Source organism: Streptomyces fructofermentans (assembly GCF_014651055.1).
Lineage (GTDB): Bacteria > Actinomycetota > Actinomycetes > Streptomycetales > Streptomycetaceae > Streptomyces > Streptomyces fructofermentans.
The window spans coordinates 38433-53559 of the sequence record NZ_BMWD01000042.1 but is presented as its reverse complement, the minus strand read 5'-3'; the positions used below and the strand labels follow the sequence as shown (position 1 = coordinate 53559).

General features: G+C 72.2%; 14 protein-coding genes and 4 pseudogenes. 9 read left to right on the top strand and 9 right to left on the bottom strand.

What is annotated here, in order from left to right; genetic code table 11:
- The 3 genes and pseudogenes from IE265_RS35370 to IE265_RS35360 all read right to left on the bottom strand — a co-directional run.
- Positions 1 to 433: pseudogene (locus IE265_RS35370) on the bottom strand (hypothetical protein); the annotation flags it as partial.
- Entirely contained in the window at positions 430 to 894 is a 465-nt protein-coding gene (locus IE265_RS35365; RefSeq protein WP_190039871.1) for a hypothetical protein, read from the bottom strand. The pseudogene IE265_RS35370 and the gene IE265_RS35365, both read right to left, overlap by 4 nt.
- Before the next feature lie 86 nt (positions 895 to 980).
- Positions 981 to 1421: an ATP-binding protein gene (locus IE265_RS35360; protein ID WP_229916917.1), complete on the bottom strand. Its 441-nt coding sequence runs from the start codon at positions 1419 to 1421 to the stop codon at positions 981 to 983.
- Between the two features lie 392 nt (positions 1422 to 1813).
- Between IE265_RS35360 and IE265_RS35355 the strand changes: the two genes are divergently transcribed.
- On the top strand, positions 1814 to 2695 hold the full coding sequence (locus IE265_RS35355) for a helix-turn-helix domain-containing protein (RefSeq protein WP_190039870.1): 882 nt from the start codon (positions 1814 to 1816) through the stop codon (positions 2693 to 2695).
- A complete protein-coding gene (locus tag IE265_RS35350) occupies positions 2692 to 2919 on the top strand; it encodes a DUF397 domain-containing protein (RefSeq protein WP_229916915.1) in 228 nt (75 codons plus the stop codon). The genes IE265_RS35355 and IE265_RS35350 overlap by 4 nt, the downstream gene beginning before the upstream one ends.
- A gap of 117 nt (positions 2920 to 3036) precedes the next feature.
- Here the strand turns inward: IE265_RS35350 and IE265_RS35345 are convergent.
- Positions 3037 to 4254, bottom strand: a pseudogene (locus tag IE265_RS35345) (aminotransferase-like domain-containing protein); the annotation flags it as partial.
- Between IE265_RS35345 and IE265_RS35340 the strand changes: the two are divergent.
- Positions 4223 to 4390: pseudogene (locus tag IE265_RS35340) on the top strand (hotdog fold domain-containing protein); the annotation flags it as partial. The pseudogenes IE265_RS35345 and IE265_RS35340 overlap by 32 nt on opposite strands.
- Here the strand turns inward: IE265_RS35340 and IE265_RS39175 are convergent.
- Positions 4351 to 4803 (bottom strand): PhzF family phenazine biosynthesis protein, encoded by a 453-nt coding sequence (locus IE265_RS39175; RefSeq protein WP_308434847.1) that lies wholly within the window; start codon positions 4801 to 4803, stop codon positions 4351 to 4353. The pseudogene IE265_RS35340 and the gene IE265_RS39175 sit on opposite strands and share 40 nt — an antisense overlap.
- Before the next feature lie 443 nt (positions 4804 to 5246).
- On the opposite strand from IE265_RS39175, the gene IE265_RS35330 reads away from it, so the two are divergent.
- Entirely contained in the window at positions 5247 to 6245 is a 999-nt protein-coding gene (locus tag IE265_RS35330) for an NAD-dependent epimerase/dehydratase family protein (RefSeq protein ID WP_190039868.1), read from the top strand.
- Positions 6246 to 6266: 21 nt separating this feature from the next.
- Here IE265_RS35330 and IE265_RS35325 read toward each other — a convergent pair whose 3' ends face one another.
- Positions 6267 to 7370 carry a sensor histidine kinase gene (locus IE265_RS35325; RefSeq protein ID WP_373303099.1) on the bottom strand — a complete coding sequence of 368 codons (1104 nt, stop codon included), beginning with the start codon at positions 7368 to 7370 and terminating at the stop codon, positions 6267 to 6269.
- Between the two features lie 11 nt (positions 7371 to 7381).
- On the bottom strand, positions 7382 to 8143 hold the full coding sequence (locus tag IE265_RS35320; protein WP_190039866.1) for a response regulator transcription factor: 762 nt from the start codon (positions 8141 to 8143) through the stop codon (positions 7382 to 7384).
- A gap of 235 nt (positions 8144 to 8378) precedes the next feature.
- Between IE265_RS35320 and IE265_RS35315 the strand changes: the two genes are divergently transcribed.
- Genes IE265_RS35315 through IE265_RS39170 form a run of 3 tightly spaced genes read left to right on the top strand, consistent with a single transcriptional unit; the run spans position 8379 to position 10542 of the window.
- The gene (locus tag IE265_RS35315) at positions 8379 to 9062 is read left to right on the top strand and encodes a glycosyltransferase family 2 protein (protein WP_190039865.1); all 684 of its coding nucleotides are present in this window, start codon (positions 8379 to 8381) and stop codon (positions 9060 to 9062) included.
- Positions 9059 to 9676 (top strand): TIGR04282 family arsenosugar biosynthesis glycosyltransferase, encoded by a 618-nt coding sequence (locus IE265_RS35310; protein ID WP_190039864.1) that lies wholly within the window; start codon positions 9059 to 9061, stop codon positions 9674 to 9676. Before IE265_RS35315 ends, IE265_RS35310 begins: the two co-directional genes overlap by 4 nt.
- Positions 9677 to 9735: 59 nt before the next feature.
- A complete protein-coding gene (locus IE265_RS39170) occupies positions 9736 to 10542 on the top strand; it encodes a methyltransferase domain-containing protein (RefSeq protein WP_308434848.1) in 807 nt (268 codons plus the stop codon).
- A 352-nt stretch (positions 10543 to 10894) separates the two neighbouring features.
- Here IE265_RS39170 and IE265_RS35300 read toward each other — a convergent pair whose 3' ends face one another.
- Positions 10895 to 12274 (bottom strand): molybdopterin-dependent oxidoreductase, encoded by a 1380-nt coding sequence (locus IE265_RS35300; RefSeq protein ID WP_190039862.1) that lies wholly within the window; start codon positions 12272 to 12274, stop codon positions 10895 to 10897.
- A gap of 114 nt (positions 12275 to 12388) precedes the next feature.
- Between IE265_RS35300 and IE265_RS35295 the strand changes: the two genes are divergently transcribed.
- Complete coding sequence (locus IE265_RS35295; RefSeq protein ID WP_190039861.1) at positions 12389 to 13759, top strand: hypothetical protein; 1371 nt, start codon at positions 12389 to 12391, stop codon at positions 13757 to 13759.
- A 286-nt stretch (positions 13760 to 14045) separates the two neighbouring features.
- Positions 14046 to 14315, top strand: a complete 270-nt coding sequence (locus IE265_RS35290; protein ID WP_190039860.1) for a hypothetical protein — start codon at positions 14046 to 14048, stop codon at positions 14313 to 14315.
- Between the two features lie 590 nt (positions 14316 to 14905).
- On the opposite strand, the pseudogene IE265_RS35285 reads toward IE265_RS35290, so the two are convergent.
- Positions 14906 to 15121, bottom strand: a pseudogene (locus tag IE265_RS35285) (IS5/IS1182 family transposase); the annotation flags it as partial.
- Positions 15122 to 15127: the final 6 nt, after the last annotated feature.

The following is a 15127-nucleotide window of genomic DNA, read 5'->3' as shown; positions in this document are numbered from 1 at the left end:
GCACCGGAAACGGTGCACATTCCTCCGTACGAGGTGGCGCACGATCACTTGTACGCCGACACCATGTGGCGTGTGTGCCTGGGGGGACGAGCCAGATGAGCCACTGTCGTTCGGGGTCTTCGATCACCGGACTGCAGGCGTCGGGCCGGTGGCCGGGAAGGTGCTGGATCTCGTCGAGCAGTTCGACGACGGCGCGGCCTTCGGGGCCGGAGGCGGTGACCACAGCGTCGAAGAACCGGCCGCCCAACGGTAATAGGAGTGAACAGCCGTGCTGGAGGTTCATGAGATTCCGCACGCGTTCGGCCAGTCTGCTCATGTCCGGCGCGACCTCGTCGGGCGCGATGCGCTCGCTGCGTTCGAGGAAGTCGACGACGCCGGCTTGGGCGGGGCCGTGGGGGGTGCCTGCCCGGTGGGGCAGCGGGGCGTGTGTCATGCGGAGCCGTCCCAGGTCGCGGGGAGTAGTGCCTGCACGGTCTTGCCGACGATCTGGCCGTCGTCGTCCTGCCTGGTGTCCCAGCACAGCTGGCCCCGGTAGTGGGCCACCCACCACAGTCCCTTCGGCTGCCCGTGCACCTCACCGCTCTGAGCGGCGGCCTCCTCGAATCCGGGGAACTCGGGGAGCGCGTCGTCCACCTGGATGATCAGCTCGTCGGTCTCGGGGAGGCCGAACACCCGCAGGTGCACGTAGCTCCCGGGGAGAGGCCTGCCGTGTAGTACGGCGTTGTCGACAAGTTTGTCGGCGACCCTCGACGCCTGGTCGATGTTGCCGTGCCAGCGCGCGAGGGTGAGCCACGGGCGCATCCGCAGCCGCGCGTTGGGGCCCGCGCTCGGAGTGAAGGCGAGCGGCCAGAACTGTTCGAACAGACGCGGTGAGTTTGTGTATGGCAGGAGCACGGCCGCACTTGCAGGTGTGGGCGCGGGCGCCACTCCTGCGAGGAGGGCCGGTCGCTGTGGCGGCGGTTCCACGGGGTCTCCCTGTTTCATTGGGTCGGTAATGCGAGGCTGCACCACGTCTGGTCACCGGTTTCGCTGGTTCCCCACTCACCGCCGTGGGCCTTCACCAAGGCCTGGACGAGGAGGAGACCGCGCCCCGACTCCGCGTTCGCTGCGGGTTCTCGGGGGGTTGCGGCGCCGATCTGGCCGTCAGTGACGGTGATGTGCAGGTAGCCCTCGCTGTCGGTGATGTGGAGGCCGATCTCGTCCGCGCCGCTGTGCAGCAGGGCGTTCGTCAGCATTTCGGAGACGAGCACCATCACTTCGTCGATCAGCGCGTCGAGACCGCGGTGCCTCAATCGGGCAGCGGCGATCCGTCTCATCACACCCACCTTGTGCGCATCCTCGGGGCGAGGGGGCTCGCCGCAGCGGTGGCGAGCGACCTTGAAGCTCTCGGCCATCACGTGGTCGGCCCGGCGGCCGGCCACGTGAGACGTCCTTACAGCTGTCGTCGTCATCACGTCCTCTGTGGGAGTGCCGGACCACCGACAGGCTGTCGGCGGGGGAAGTAGGCACGGCGCTGGGCTTCGCAAAGCTGGAGCGCTGACGCTTCTGTCACGCTGCGCCGTGGCTCAACTACTGTCTTGCATGGCAGAGTTGACATGCAACAGAGCATGCAATTTTCACGCGCAATGGCATATGCAGTAGGCGGAGCTCTTAGCTGTGCAAGGAGAACTGGGGGTGGCACACTCTCAACTCGGGCACGGCCAAGGGGCACTGGGGGAGGCGTGGACCGGACTCCGGGAGGATTTAACCGGGTTCCGGGGCGGGCGAACCCGACTCGATCGTGCGTGCTTCGGCACGACAGAAGGGATGACCAGTGGCCGCACCGAAGGGGCCGACCAGCAGGCGAGTGCACTTGGGCAAGGTCCTTCAGAGGATGCGGGAGGGCCACGGGATGAGACGCGAAGACGTCGCCTCCAGCCTTGGCTTTTCCTCCGAAAAGCTATGGCGCGTCGAGAGGGGCAGGACCAGCCTCCCGAACCCCACCGACCTGAAGAACCTCCTCGGCCACTATCGGGTGGACGACCCCGAGGTGGTGGATAGCCTGCTCGTCATTCACCGTGAATCTCTGCAAGAGGGTTGGTGGGTGCCGTACTCGGTGCACCTGCCGAAAGGCATGCGCGAGTACGTCGGCATGGAGACGGACGCGGAAAGCGTTTCGGCCTGGCAGCCGTCTCTCGTCTTCGGTCTCCTGCAGACGGACCGCTATGCCCGCGAACTGCTGCTGTCGGCCAAGGCCGTGGACGAGACGACCACGGAGTTCATCGACGCCAACGTCGAGATGCGCATGGCACGCAAGAACCTCCTCACCAAAGAGGAGCCGCGGGAACTGTGGGTCATCATGGGCGAGGACGCTGTGCGCAGCACAATCGGCAACCGAGAAGTGATGGCCGAACAGTACGAGGAGATCAAACGCCTCGCGTCGCTGGACAGCGTCACCATCCAGATACTGCCGTCGGCATCCACCGGATACCGCGCCAGCCAGAACTTTGCCCTGCTGGATATGGGCGAGCCGCTGGGGAAGATCGTCCAAGCTGACCAGCCCGGCGGCCAGGCCAGCATTACCGACAAGAAGTCGGACGTGGGCAAATACTCCCGCCGCTTCGAAGCGCTGCGGGCTGCGGCGCTCGCTCCCAACGAGACGCCGATGTTCATTGACGAAGTCCACAGGGACCTGAAACGAAAGTTGGCATCGTGAAGCAGACCCGCAAGTCCACGGACCTGGCGCCTGAAAGCGCCTGGTTCAAATCCTCGTACAGCAGTGGCGCGGAGGGGAACTGCGTCGAGGCCGCGGACATCGCGCCCGAGGTCGGCATCCGCGACTCGAAGAACAAGGCCGGCGCCCCCCTTGTCTTCCGTCGCTCGTCATGGACCGCCTTCGTAGCCAGCGTCAGCGCGGGCGCGCTCGACGCCAGCGCCTAACTGCATCCGGCGCAGCAGCAACGGAGACGGCGGCCCCTTTCAGGCGCAGTGAGAGGGGCCGCCTTTGCCCTCCGCCCGTCTTCGCGAACGACGTAGAGCCAGGTCCGCTGATGCCGGCTAGGGCATCACTCGGCACAGCGTGTCCAGAGCGCCTGCCCATGTGCTGTCCGAGGGTGCCGCGTAGTTGACCACCATGGCGTCCCGCTCGGGCAATCGCCACCCGGAGGCGGCTGTTTCGTAGGCGAATTGCGACAGGCCGCTGACCTCCAGCCCTTGCCGGGCGGCGGCCTGGACCACCGAGTTCTCGGTGCCGCGGGGGAGGTCGATCACCGTCTGCAGTCCCGCGGCCATGCCAGCCACCTGAATGCCGGGGGCGCTGTGGTGCAGGGCCTCCACCAGTTGGTCGCGGCGACGCCGGTAGTGCTGTCGCATCGCGCGCAGATGACGGTCGTACGCGCCCGAAGCGATGAATTCCGCCAGGGTCAGCTGCTCCAAGGCGCTCGTCATGTAGTCGCCGTGCCCTTTGGCTGTCACGATCTCCGGGATGAATTCCTCCGGTAGCACCATCCATCCGAGCCGTACCCCTGGAGCCAGGGACTTGCTCACGGAGCCGAAGTACGCCACCCGCTGCGGATCGAGGCCCTGGAGGGCGCCCACAGGCTGGCGGTCGTACCGGAATTCTCCGTCGTAGTCGTCCTCCAGGACGAGGCCGCCGGTGGAGCGTGCCCAGTCGACGGCGGCTATGCGCCGCTCCGGGCTGAGCGCGACACCCGTCGGGTACTGGTGCGCTGGCGTTATCAGCACCGCATCCACACCATGCAGTCGCGCCAGGTCGTCGGTGCGCGCGCCGTGTTCGTCGACGTAGAGCGGCGGGATCTGCAGGCCGGGGTTCGTCAGCAGGTCGCGGTACAAGTCGAGGCCGTAAGCCTCGACGGCTGTCGCCCGCACCTGCCGTGCCCTGAGCGCCTGGGCCATCAGCGCCAGGCCGTGATGGAATCCGGAACAGATGACGATCCGCTCGGGCTCGGCGTGCACCCCGCGGGCCCGCGCAAGGTAGTCAGCGAGTGCGGTGCGCAACTCCACGCGACCGCGGGCGTCGCCGTAGTCGAAAGCGTCGTTCGGTGCGGCGGCCAGAGTTTGGCGAGCCGCGGTGAGCCACTTCGTGCGGGGGAAGTGTGAGACGTTCGGCGAGCCCGTCAGCAGGCCATAGCGAGGGCGGCGCGTGCCTGGCCTCGCGCGGGAAGCGTCCGGCGCGGTCCTGTGCGGCTCAACCCGTGAGGCGACTCGGGTCGCGGAGCCCTGCGCGCCCGCCGTCGGTGACCACCTCGAAGCGATCGGCGCCGTCCTGAAGCTCGGACGCACCCTGACCGTCTGCCAGCTTGAGGTCTACGGCGTCCAGGCCGACGGCGCCCGGAAACTCGTCGCGAACGGTCAGCAGACTCTGATCCGCATGAACAGACCCGCCGCCTGAGCCCTCAGCGGTCGACGCTCTCCCTGCCGTCCTGACGGATGGGGCCGAGTACCTGGACGACCCCGGAAGCAACGGGGGCGGGAGGTCGCGCAACGGCCCTGACAACCCGACAGGCGCGGGCGGATGGACGAGAGCCCGGCACACCGCGGTTGATGACGGGACGCGGGGTCGCCACCCCGGTCGGAGGGTGATGGTGCCGCGGATGTGGCTGGCGGCAGCCCCGCTGACCAGACGGTGCCGCCCACGTCGGCGGTGATCTCGATGGTCCCGGACCGGCCCACGCGCGTGCCCTGAGAAACCCGGTAGGTGGCAGGCGCGCCGCCGGTGGAGGTGAACCACTGCCCGACCGAGGCGTTCATGCTGCCGCACACAGGGTCCTCGGCCACGCCGCAGCCCGGGGCGAAGGTGCACATCTCGAAGGCGTGCTCGGACCCGTCGGGGCGACGATCCAGGTGAGGAACTCCTCGTCGAGCGCGCCGTCGCGGACAAGCGCAGGGGCTGCGAAGGACAGGTGCCCATCCACGTGGCGCACGGTCACCAGGCCGGCAGTGCACTCCTGCACGATCCTCTCGGTGTGTTGCGGCGTGCCTCCGTTGTCCAGCCAGGCGCTTGAGGAGCCGGGGCGGCTGGACGGGGTGCCCGGCGAACGGCAGTTCGCCTCTGGGGGAGAAGATCCGGAGCCGGTAGTCCGCTTCCAGCGCGCCGGAGCGGTGGGCGGCGCGGCGATCGACCGCACGTCCGCCGCGGTGACGGGCGCGCGCATCCGGGCGGGAGGCGCGGGCCGGTGTCTTACGGGCCGGTGACGTGCCGGGCGCGGTCGTCCCCGGCACCGGCGGGGCGGCCTAGCGTGGGCGGCATGCGTGTACTGGTCACCGGCGGTGCCGGGTTCATCGGGTCCCATGTCGTGGAGGCGCTCACGGCGCTTGGGCACGAGGCGGTGGTGTTCGACCTGCTGGACGGCCACGACGTGCGGGACGCCGAGGCGGTCGCGGCCTCGCTGCCAGGGGTGGACGCCGTGTGCCACCAGGCGGCGATGGTCGGTCTGGGCGCCGGTTTCACGGACGCGGTCGAGTACGTGTCCCGCAACGACCTCGGTACCGCGGTGCTGCTCACCGCCATGGCCGACGCCGGGATCCGGCGACTGGTGCTCGCCGGTTCGATGGTCGTGTACGGGGAGGGGCGGTACGCGTGCGGGACGCACGGCGTGGTGCGGCCGGGCCCCCGGTCCGCCGCCGACCTGGACGCCGGCCGGTTCGAGCCGCGGTGCCCCCTGTGCGGTGCGGAGTTGGAGCCAGGGCTGGTCGGCGAGGACGCTCCCGCCGACCCGCGCAACGTGTACGCGACGACCAAGCTCGCCCAGGAGCACCTGGCCGCGGCGTGGGCCCGCGCGACGGGGGGTTCGGCGGTGTCGCTGCGCTACCACAACGTGTACGGCCCCGGGATGCCGCGCGACACCCCGTACGCGGGCGTCGCCGCCTTCTTCTGCTCGGCGCTGGCCCGGGGCGAGGCCCCGCGGGTCTTCGAGGACGGGGCGCAGCGTCGGGACTTCGTGCATGTACGGGATGTGGCGGCGGCCAACGCCGCGGCCCTGGGGGCCGAACCCCGGGAGGGGGCGCTGACCACGTACAACACCGGGAGCGGGGAGCCTCGTACGGTCGGCGCGATGGCACGGGCCCTGTCCGACGCGTACGGCGGACCCGAGCCCGTGGTGACCGGGGAGTACCGGCTCGGCGACGTCCGGCACATCACCGCCGACTCGTCGCGGCTGCGGACCGAACTGGGCTGGCGGGCCCGGGTCGGGTTCGCGGAGGGGATGAGGGAGTTCGCGCGCGCCCGGCCCGGCGGCGGGGCGTAGGGCGGGCCGCCGCTTCCGGACTCAGCCGGCCGCCACCGGCAGCGTGACCTCGAAGCGGCAGCCGCCGGGGACGTTGTGCACGGCGGCCCGGCCCTGGTGGGCCTCCACGATGCCGCGGACGATGGCGAGCCCCAGACCGGCCCCGGCCGGCGGGGTACGGGCGTGCGTGCCGCGCCAGCCCGTGTCGAAGACGCGCGGGAGATCCTCCTCCGGGATGCCCCCGCAGCCGTCGGTGACGGACAGGACGACACCGCCCGGGGAGCGTTCGGCGGCGACCGCCACCGTGCCGTCGGCGGGTGTGCGCCGGATCGCGTTGATGAGGAGGTTGCCGAGGACGCGGCTCATCTCCCTGCCGTCCACGTCGACGGGGACCGCCTCGACCCGGTCGCCGACGAGGCGTACGCCGTGTTCGCGGGCGAGCGGGTCCGCTCCCGCGAGGGCGTCGCCGACCAGGTCGTAGACGGACATCCGGGACGGCGAGAGGGCGAGGGCGCCCGCGTGGATGCGGGAGAGTTCGAAGAGGTCGCCGACCATGCCGTTGAGCCGTTCGACCTCGGTGCGCATCCGGCGGAGGTAGCGGTCGGGGTCGGCGGCGACACCGTCCTCCAGCGCCTCGGACATCGCGCGCAGCCCGGCGAGCGGGGTGCGCAGGTCGTGCGAGATCCACGCGACGAGTTCGCGGCGGGACGCCTCCAGCGCGCGTTCGCGGTCGCGGGACTCGGCGAGGCGGGCGCTGGTCGCCGCCAGTTCGCGGCTGAGCGCGTCCAGTTCGGCGGTCGCTGGTCCGTCCGGGGCCGCGAAGTCGCCGCCGTCGCCGAAGGAACGGGCGGCGAGGGTGAGCGCCCGGCTGCGGCCGACGACCCAGCGGCCCAGCAGCAGCGCGGTCGCCAGGGAGACCACCGCGGCCATCGCGACGACCATCGTGACGACCGTCAGGTCGTGCGGGGACAGGAACATCGCCCAGGCCACGGCCAGCGTCCCGGCGAGCATCGCGGTCACGGCGACCGCGGCGACCACGGCGAGCGACGCGGTCAGCGAGCGGCGTCGGATGAGCCAGAGCACGCCCGCGCCGAGCAGCCCGGCCGCGGCGGCACCGAGGAACGCGAAGAGGGCGATCAGAAGCATGGCGCCCACGGTCAGACCGCCTCTTCCGGACGTTCGCGGCCGGCCGCGTCGAAGCGGTAGCCGACGCCCCACACCGTCTGGACGAGCCGAGGCCTCGCCGGGTCGTCCTCCACCTTGCCGCGCAGTCGGCGCACATGGACCGTGACCGTCGACAGGTCGCCGAAGTCCCAGCCCCACACCTCACGCATCAGCTCCTCGCGGCTGTACGCGCGCCCGGGGTTGCGCAGGAAGAACACCAGGAGGTCGAACTCGCGGGCGGTCAGGGCGAGTTCCGTGCCGTCCTTGGTGACGCGACGGGCCACCGGGTCGACCTGGACGCCGGGTGCGTACAGGGGGTGCTCGGTGGCCGCGGGGCGGGTCCTGCGCAGCACCGACTCGACCCGCAGCACCAGTTCGCGCGGGCTGAAGGGCTTCGTGACGTAGTCGTCCGCGCCCACCTCCAGGCCGAGGATGCGGTCGTCCTCGTCGCCGCGCGCGGTGAGCATGATGACCGGCACCGGCCCCCGGCCCCGTATCCGGCGGCACACCTCCAGGCCGTCCATGCCCGGCAGCATCAGGTCCAGGACCACCAGGTCGGGCCGGTGCGCGGCGGCGCGGGCGAGTGCGGAGGGCCCGTCCTCGGCGCGGTCCACGGTGTATCCGGCGCGGGTGAGGTAGCCGGCGACGACCTCGGCGACGGTGGGGTCGTCGTCCACGACGAGGACGTGTGTCCCGCCGTCAGGGCCCCGCCTCAGTGGCCCGGCCCCACCTGGTGATGCGTACGGCTGCTGCATGGACCCACCTTCCCACCGGCCCGGGGCGGGGGGAGGGCGGGTGCTCCGACGTCCGCGTTTCGTAAGGAGACGTCGTCCCATTTGCACCTTTCGTGTCCGTAGGGTGATCCGGGTGACGACCTCTCCCACTCCGCCGCCCGAACGCCCTGCGGGACACCGGACGCGGCCTGAGACGCAACACACCGCGCCGTCCCGGGCAGCCCTTCCACCGGGCACTCCGCCGGGTCCGGTCGACGTGGTCCTGCCCTGTCTGGACGAGGCCGCGGCGCTGCCCTGGGTGCTGGCCCGCATCCCGCGCGGCTGGCGCGCGATCGTCGTGGACAACGGCTCCACGGACGGCTCCCCCGACCTCGCCCGCGAACTGGGCGCGACCGTCGTGCGCGAGGAGCGGCGCGGCTTCGGTGCCGCCTGCCACGCCGGACTGACCGCCGCCACCGCGGACATCGTCTGCTTCTGCGACTGCGACGCCTCGCTCGACCCGACGGACCTGCTGCCCTTCGTGCGCGAGGTGCACGAAGGCGAGGCCGACCTGGTGCTGGGCCGCCGCCGCCCGCGCGGCCGCGACGCCTGGCCGGCGCACGCACGGGCCGGGAACCTCGCGCTCGCGCGGATGCTGCGCCGCCGCACCGGACTGCGGCTGCACGACCTCGGACCGCTGCGCGCCGCCCGCCGCGAACCGCTGCTCGCCCTCGGCCTCAGCGACCGGCGCAGCGGCTATCCGCTCCAGATGGTCGTCCGGGCGGCCGACGCCGGCTGGCGCGTCACCGAGCACGACGTCCCCTATCTGCCGCGCGCGGGCGCCTCGAAGGTGACAGGCACCTGGCGCGGCACCTGGCAGGCAGTCCGGGACATGAGCCGGGTCCTTGCCGAACCACCGGCCCCCACCCCCGCCCCCACCCCTGGAGGAACCACTCCGTGACCACGCTGCTCGTCATCGCCAAGGAACCGCGCCCGGGGCGGGTGAAGACCCGCCTCACCCCGCCGTTCACGCCCCAGGAGGCGGCGGCCCTCGCGGAGGCCGCCCTGACGGACACCCTGCGTGCCGTGGCGGCGACCCCCGCCCGACGGCGCGTGCTGGTCCTCGACGGGACGCCCGGCCCCTGGCTGCCGCCCGGCTTCGACGTCGTACCGCAGGCAACCGGCGACCTGGACGAGCGCCTGGCCGACGCGTTCGCGAATTGCGACGGACCCGCCCTGCTCGTCGGCATGGACACCCCGCAAGTGACGCCCGCGCTGCTGTCGGTGGACTTCGAGGGCTGCGACGCGTACTTCGGGCCCGCCGAGGACGGGGGGTTCTGGGCGCTGGGACTCGCGACACCCGATCCCGGTCTGCTGAGGGGCGTGCCCATGTCCACGCCCCGTACGGGCGCCGTGCAGCGTGCCCGGCTGGTCGCGGCGGGGCTGCGGGTGCGCGAACTGCCGCCGCTGCGGGACGTCGACACCGCGCAGGACGCGGAGGCGGTGGCAGCGGCGGCGCCGGGCAGCCGCTTCGCCGCCGAGCTGCGGCGCCTGACTCCGGTCGGCCGACGATGAGCACGGCCCCCGAAGTGACGCCGGGCGGTGCCGCAGGCTCCGGGCGGCCCGCCCCCCGAATGGTCTCCGCCGTGCCGCGGACCCGGCCGGGCGACCGGCCCTGGTCGGCCGACCCCTACTCCCACGCCGTGCTCTCCGGGCGCGGGCCGCTCTTCCTGCGGCGCGCCGACGGCTGGCTGCTGCCGCTGGAGGTGGAGCGATGGTGCGCGGACGCCGACGCGGTCGACCGAGAGGTCCTCGCACGCTGCGAGGGCGCCGTGCTGGACGTGGGGTGCGGGCCCGGGCGCCTCGTCGCGGCGCTGGCGGCACGCGGCGGGACGGCCCTCGGCATCGACGTCAGCGAGGCGGCCGTCGCGCACACGACCCGCCTCGGCGGGCAGGCCCTGCAGAGGTCGGTCTTCGAACCGCTGCCGGGCGAGGGCCGCTGGGGCACCGCGCTGCTCGTCGACGGCAACATCGGCATCGGCGGCGACCCGGCGGCACTGCTGCGCAGGCTGTCCCGCCTGCTCGCGCCCGGTGGCCTGCTCATTGCGGAGACGGTCCCGGACGCGGACGTCGACGAACGTGTCAGTGTCCGCATCGTCCGTATCCCCGGCACCCCCGACGGCACCGAGGACCATGACGGCGGTCCCGGTGCCGCAGGACCCAGCTTCCCCTGGGCCCGGCTCGGCACCCCGGCCCTGCTGCGGCACGCGGCGCGCGCGGGCTGGCGGCCGCAGGGTCAGTGGACGGCCGGCGGCCGAGCCTTCGCGACCCTGCGCAACCGCAGGGCCAGCAGCAGCGCCGACCCCGCGAACAGCCCCGCCGTCAGCAGCAGCCAGCGGCCGAGGAACACATCGCCCGGCATGCCCGTCGCGGACTCGTAGCGCTCCGCGACCCGCCCGCTGATCAGCGGGAACCACACCAGCAACAGCAGCCCGGACAGGGCCGCCGGGACGCGGACGTACATCGTCCACTTCCGGCGGCCGCCCGCGTCGAGCACCCCCGTGACGGCCCTGTCCGCGAGGGCGTACAGCGGCAGCAGGACGAAGTCATGGACCACCGCGGCCCCCACGAACCACAGCGCGACACCGAACCAGTCGCCGGCGAGCAGCCGCACGCCCGCGTATCCGGTCAGCGCGAACGAGCAGGCGAACAGCAGGATCCGCAGCGCGCCGCCCGGCGCGGGCCGCCCCGCCGTCCACGGCCTCGACGTGTGCCGCCGCACCGCGCGCCGCCTCATGCCAGGTCTCCGAAGGTCATACGGGCCACCCACTTGGTATTCAGCACGCCGGGTGCCGCAGGCACGATGATCCGGGCCGGCCAGCCGTGATCGGGGAGCAAGGGCTCGCCGTTGACGTCCAGCGCGAGCAGGGAACGCGGGTCGCGCACCTGGTTGGCACGCAGCGCGGCCCTGCGGAACGCCCCGTGCCGCTGGAGGGACTCCACCATGACGTCGGGCACCTCGCCCTGCTCGTGGCCTGCCAGCGTCGCCAGGTCCCGCAACCGCACGCCGCGCCACCACTGGTCGGACGTCGACCAGCCCTCCACGCACGCGATGGGCAGATCGGCGTCGTGCTGCGGCAGCCGGAGCAGGTCGGCGCGGCTCAACCGGACCGTCCCGGCGCGCCCCCGGACGACCAGCCGCCAGACTTCCTCACTCGTCTCGGCCGCGCTGATACCGCGTGAGGCCGCCGTCTTGTTGATCTGGAATCCGCCGGGGCCGTCACCGGGCTCGGGGCCGCCGTGCGGGGCGAGCAGGGCGGTCCCGCGCACGGGCCCGTCGAAGCTCTGCCCCGCCGTCGTGGCGAACAGGAGCAGCGAGCCCCCGCCGACGAACGCCAGCGCCCCGCGCCGGGAGACGGTGGGTTCGGCAGGGTCGGGCGCCACCAGCTCCTCCAGGCCGTCGGACCCCGCCAAGTCCTGCTGGTCCCCGGGACCGTCGCCGTCCACCGAACCCTGCCGGCCCGCCGGGACGCGCCCGTCGGCCGCGGCCCGGTCGTCCCGACCCTCGGTCCGCCGGGACCCGCCCGAGCCCTCGGCCGCCCGGCGCTCGCGCACCACGCGCACCGCGGCCGGCACCCGCAGCGCCGCGTGGGTCAGGAACGCGGCGAAGAACACCCACGCGCCGTAGAAGTGCAGCGGGTAGAAGGAGCCGGGGAACAGGTAGTCGAGCTGCACGTTGAGCACGCCGGTCGTGAACTCGAACAGGGCACCGCCCACCAGCAGGAGGAGCGAGATCCGCTCCAGCGCATGCGCGACCGAGCGGACGGGCGGCAGCACGAACAGCTTCGGCACGACCGACCACAGCTTGGCGAGCAGGACGGGGATCAGAGTGATGCCGAGCGTGACGTGGACGCCCTGCGTGAGCCGGTACAGCCAGGGCGGATCGGTTGGCCACGGGAACAGGTAGAAGCCGAGGACGCCCTTGTCCGGGGTCTTGTCGTTCACCGGGGACACGTCGGGGTTGTAGGCGGCGTAGGACAGCAGTCCCGTCACGAACAACGTGGTGATCCCGGCGAGGAGCACGAGCCCCAGCACGGAGGTGAACCACGGGCCACGCAGCGGGCTGCGCCAGAAGGCGGGGGAGAAGGGAGACGAGGCGGGGAAACGGACCATGTGCCGACCGTAGGCAGCCGGGACCCGCCGAAGGGGGTTGTGAACCATGACGAAAGGCTGACGTCGGCCCGGGCGGAGGCCGCTGAGGACGGCCGCGGACCTAGCGTTCCGCTCGTGAACCGCGAACTCCGCCGCGACCTGGCCGCAGTACTGGCCGCCGCCCTCCTCGTCACGGCCGCCGTCCTGGTCGGCACCGCCATCGAGCGCGCCGACGGGTCCCTCCACGTCAACTGGCCCCCGCTGTACGCACGGTGGCTTCCCCACCTCGGCCCGGGAACCGTGCTCGCGCCGGTCGTCGGCGTCCTCGTCACCGCGTACGGCCCGCCCGTCGCCGCGCGCCTGCCGTGGCGCGCGCTGCTGCTCGCGGTCTGGGGGGCGGGCACGGCCTGGACGTTCTCGCTCGCCCTGGTCGACGGCTGGCAGCGCGGTGTGGCCCTGCGGCTCACCACTCGGTACGAATACCTCCAGGTCATCGACCGCTTCGACGACATCCCCGGCGCCCTGCGGGACTTCACCGAGCACATCCTGCTCGGCTCCCCGGACCACTGGCCCCCGCACGTCGCCGGACATCCGCCCGGAGCCACCCTCACCTTCGTCCTCCTCGACCGGATCGGGCTCGGCGGCGGCGCCTGGGCGGGGGTCTGGTGCGTCGTCGTGGGCGCGACGGCCCCGATGGCGGTCCTGGTCACCGTACGGGCCCTGTGCGCAGGCGCCGGACGGGCCGAGGGCACGCCGGGCGAGACGCTGGCCCGGCGCGCCGCGCCCTTCCTCGTCCTGGCTCCGGCAGCCGTGTGGATGGGCACCTCGGCGGACGGCTACTTCGCGGCCGTCGCCGCATGGACGCTCGCCCTGCTCGCCCTCGCGGTCACCGGGCGCCGGCCGCGGACGGCGGGCCTCTGCGCGGGGCTGCTGTTCGGCCTCACCTGCGGCCTCTCATACGGACTGACCCTGATCGCGGTGATCGCGGGCGCCGTGCTGCTGCTCGGCTCCCAGCGGCTGCGCCCACTGCCGTACGTCCTGGTCGGCGCCTCGGTCGTCCCGCTGGCCCTCGCCCTCGCCGGGTTCTACTGGTGGGAGGCCTACCCGCTGCTCGTCGAGCGCTACTACCAGGGGGCGGGCGGCATCCGGCCGTACGGCTACTGGGTGTGGGCGAACGCGGCGTGCACGGTACTGATGGTGGGCCCCGCGACGGTGGCGGGCCTGCGGCGGGCCGGCACGGCACTCGTACGGGCGGTTCCAGGCCCGCCGGGCGTGCCCGACGCGGCACCCCGCACCCGGCTCGCCGTCCTGCTGCTCGGCACGCTGCTGGCCCTCCTCGCCGCGGACCTGTCCGGCATGAGCAAGGCGGAGACGGAACGCATCTGGCTGCCGTTCGCGCTGTGGCTGCTCGCGGCGGGCGCGTTCCTGCCGCGCCCCCGTGCCTGGCTCGCCGCGCAGGCCGTGCTCGCCCTGCTCCTCAACCACCTCCTGCTCACCGGCTGGTGAGAGGCCCCGCCGGGGCACCTGACTTGCACGTGCGTATGGCCTCTCGCGTGCGCGGTACGAACCGAGGGGAGGGTTCCGAGGGCGGAGGCCGTACGACCCCGTTACTAGCTGCTCCCCGCACTTGCGGGGATGGTGCCTACCGCGGGTCACTCGCGCCGCGCCAACTACTGCTCCGCGCGCCCGCGGGGATGGCCCCCGAACCCAGTGGCGGGACCATATCTACGTTCTTCGTCGAGGAACCTCCTTCGTCCTGTGCTGTCGGGATGGAATGGGTTGGCCAGGCGGGGTGACCAGCACGTCCACCACCCCGATCCTCAAGACGCTGCGCCACCTGGCGAAATACACCGCGCAACCCGCCGTCACCGTGTTCATGGCCTACTTGCCGACCACGGTCGCCGCCGGCATCTCCGCCCCGGACGACGGCCGCCGTGCGCGGCTCACGGACACGCCACGGCCCGGCCACCGCGGCACGTTCGCTGCCGAACCGTGGACTACCTGTGGAGGCCTTGTTCTCGTCCACTGCTGCGACCATGTGGGTTCGCCGGATTGCTTGTAGCGAGGGCGTGGGTGCCGGTGCTTGCCGTGCCACGATGTTGGGATGCAGGTGCCGGATGCTCTCGTCGATCTTCAGCTGTCGGTCTATCAGGAGCGGAGTGCTCTGGGCGAATTCGTCAGGTCCAGCGGCCCTGGCAAGGACTGGAGTACTGGCGTTCTGGAGGAGGCCGCGAGGCGCCAGCGTTCCCTCGAAGAGTCGGAGCGCGTATTGGAGTGCGGCGTACGGGACCAGGCGCGCACGGAGGACCAGGTGCGAGAGTTGCGGCGCGTTCTGAGGCGACAGGCGTTGATCAGCCTCGCAACGCAGGATGCACGCCAGCCCCGTGGTAGGGCTAGGGCATGATCTGATCACGCGACGAGGGTTGGTCGCCCGCCCCAGCGGACGCCCTTCTCGCTGCGGACGCGAGCACGCTCCTTCCTCAGGGCGGCGAGCTCCCGGCATGTCCTCCAGTGCTGACACTCCGTCTGGATGGCGGCGGGTGTTGGCGCGTACCGTGATGCCAGGACCCCTCTGGAGGAACCCGTGAGTGCCCAGTCCGACTGCGCTCTCGTCCCGCCGGCTCCGCTCGCGCCGGGGGCGGCCGCGCAACTGCCGGCCCAGCTGCGGGTCAGCCCCCGCTCCGACACTTGGGTGCCGGCGTTCGAGCAGCACTGGGCCAGGGCCCTGGAAGACAACAGCGTCTCATCAGGTGTGTCCCGTGTTCCGCCACCCTGCGGCCGCACCTTCGACGGTGGGATCAGCGGTTCCGCGATCTCCCCCAGCCCGTCCGGAACAATCCAACTCCACGTACCCCGCCCCTTGACCAAGCCCAA

Coding starts and splice junctions, on each gene's coding strand:
- IE265_RS39175 (WP_308434847.1), bottom strand. CDS start 4,803: ATGTGCACCTTCGCCCCGGGCTGCGGCGTGGCCGAGGACCCTGTGTGC.
- IE265_RS35330 (WP_190039868.1), top strand. CDS start 5,247: ATGCGTGTACTGGTCACCGGCGGTGCCGGGTTCATCGGGTCCCATGTC.
- IE265_RS39170 (WP_308434848.1), top strand. CDS start 9,736: ATGGTCTCCGCCGTGCCGCGGACCCGGCCGGGCGACCGGCCCTGGTCG.
- IE265_RS35320 (WP_190039866.1), bottom strand. CDS start 8,143: ATGCAGCAGCCGTACGCATCACCAGGTGGGGCCGGGCCACTGAGGCGG.
- IE265_RS35325 (WP_373303099.1), bottom strand. CDS start 7,370: ATGCTTCTGATCGCCCTCTTCGCGTTCCTCGGTGCCGCCGCGGCCGGG.
- IE265_RS35300 (WP_190039862.1), bottom strand. CDS start 12,274: ATGGTCCGTTTCCCCGCCTCGTCTCCCTTCTCCCCCGCCTTCTGGCGC.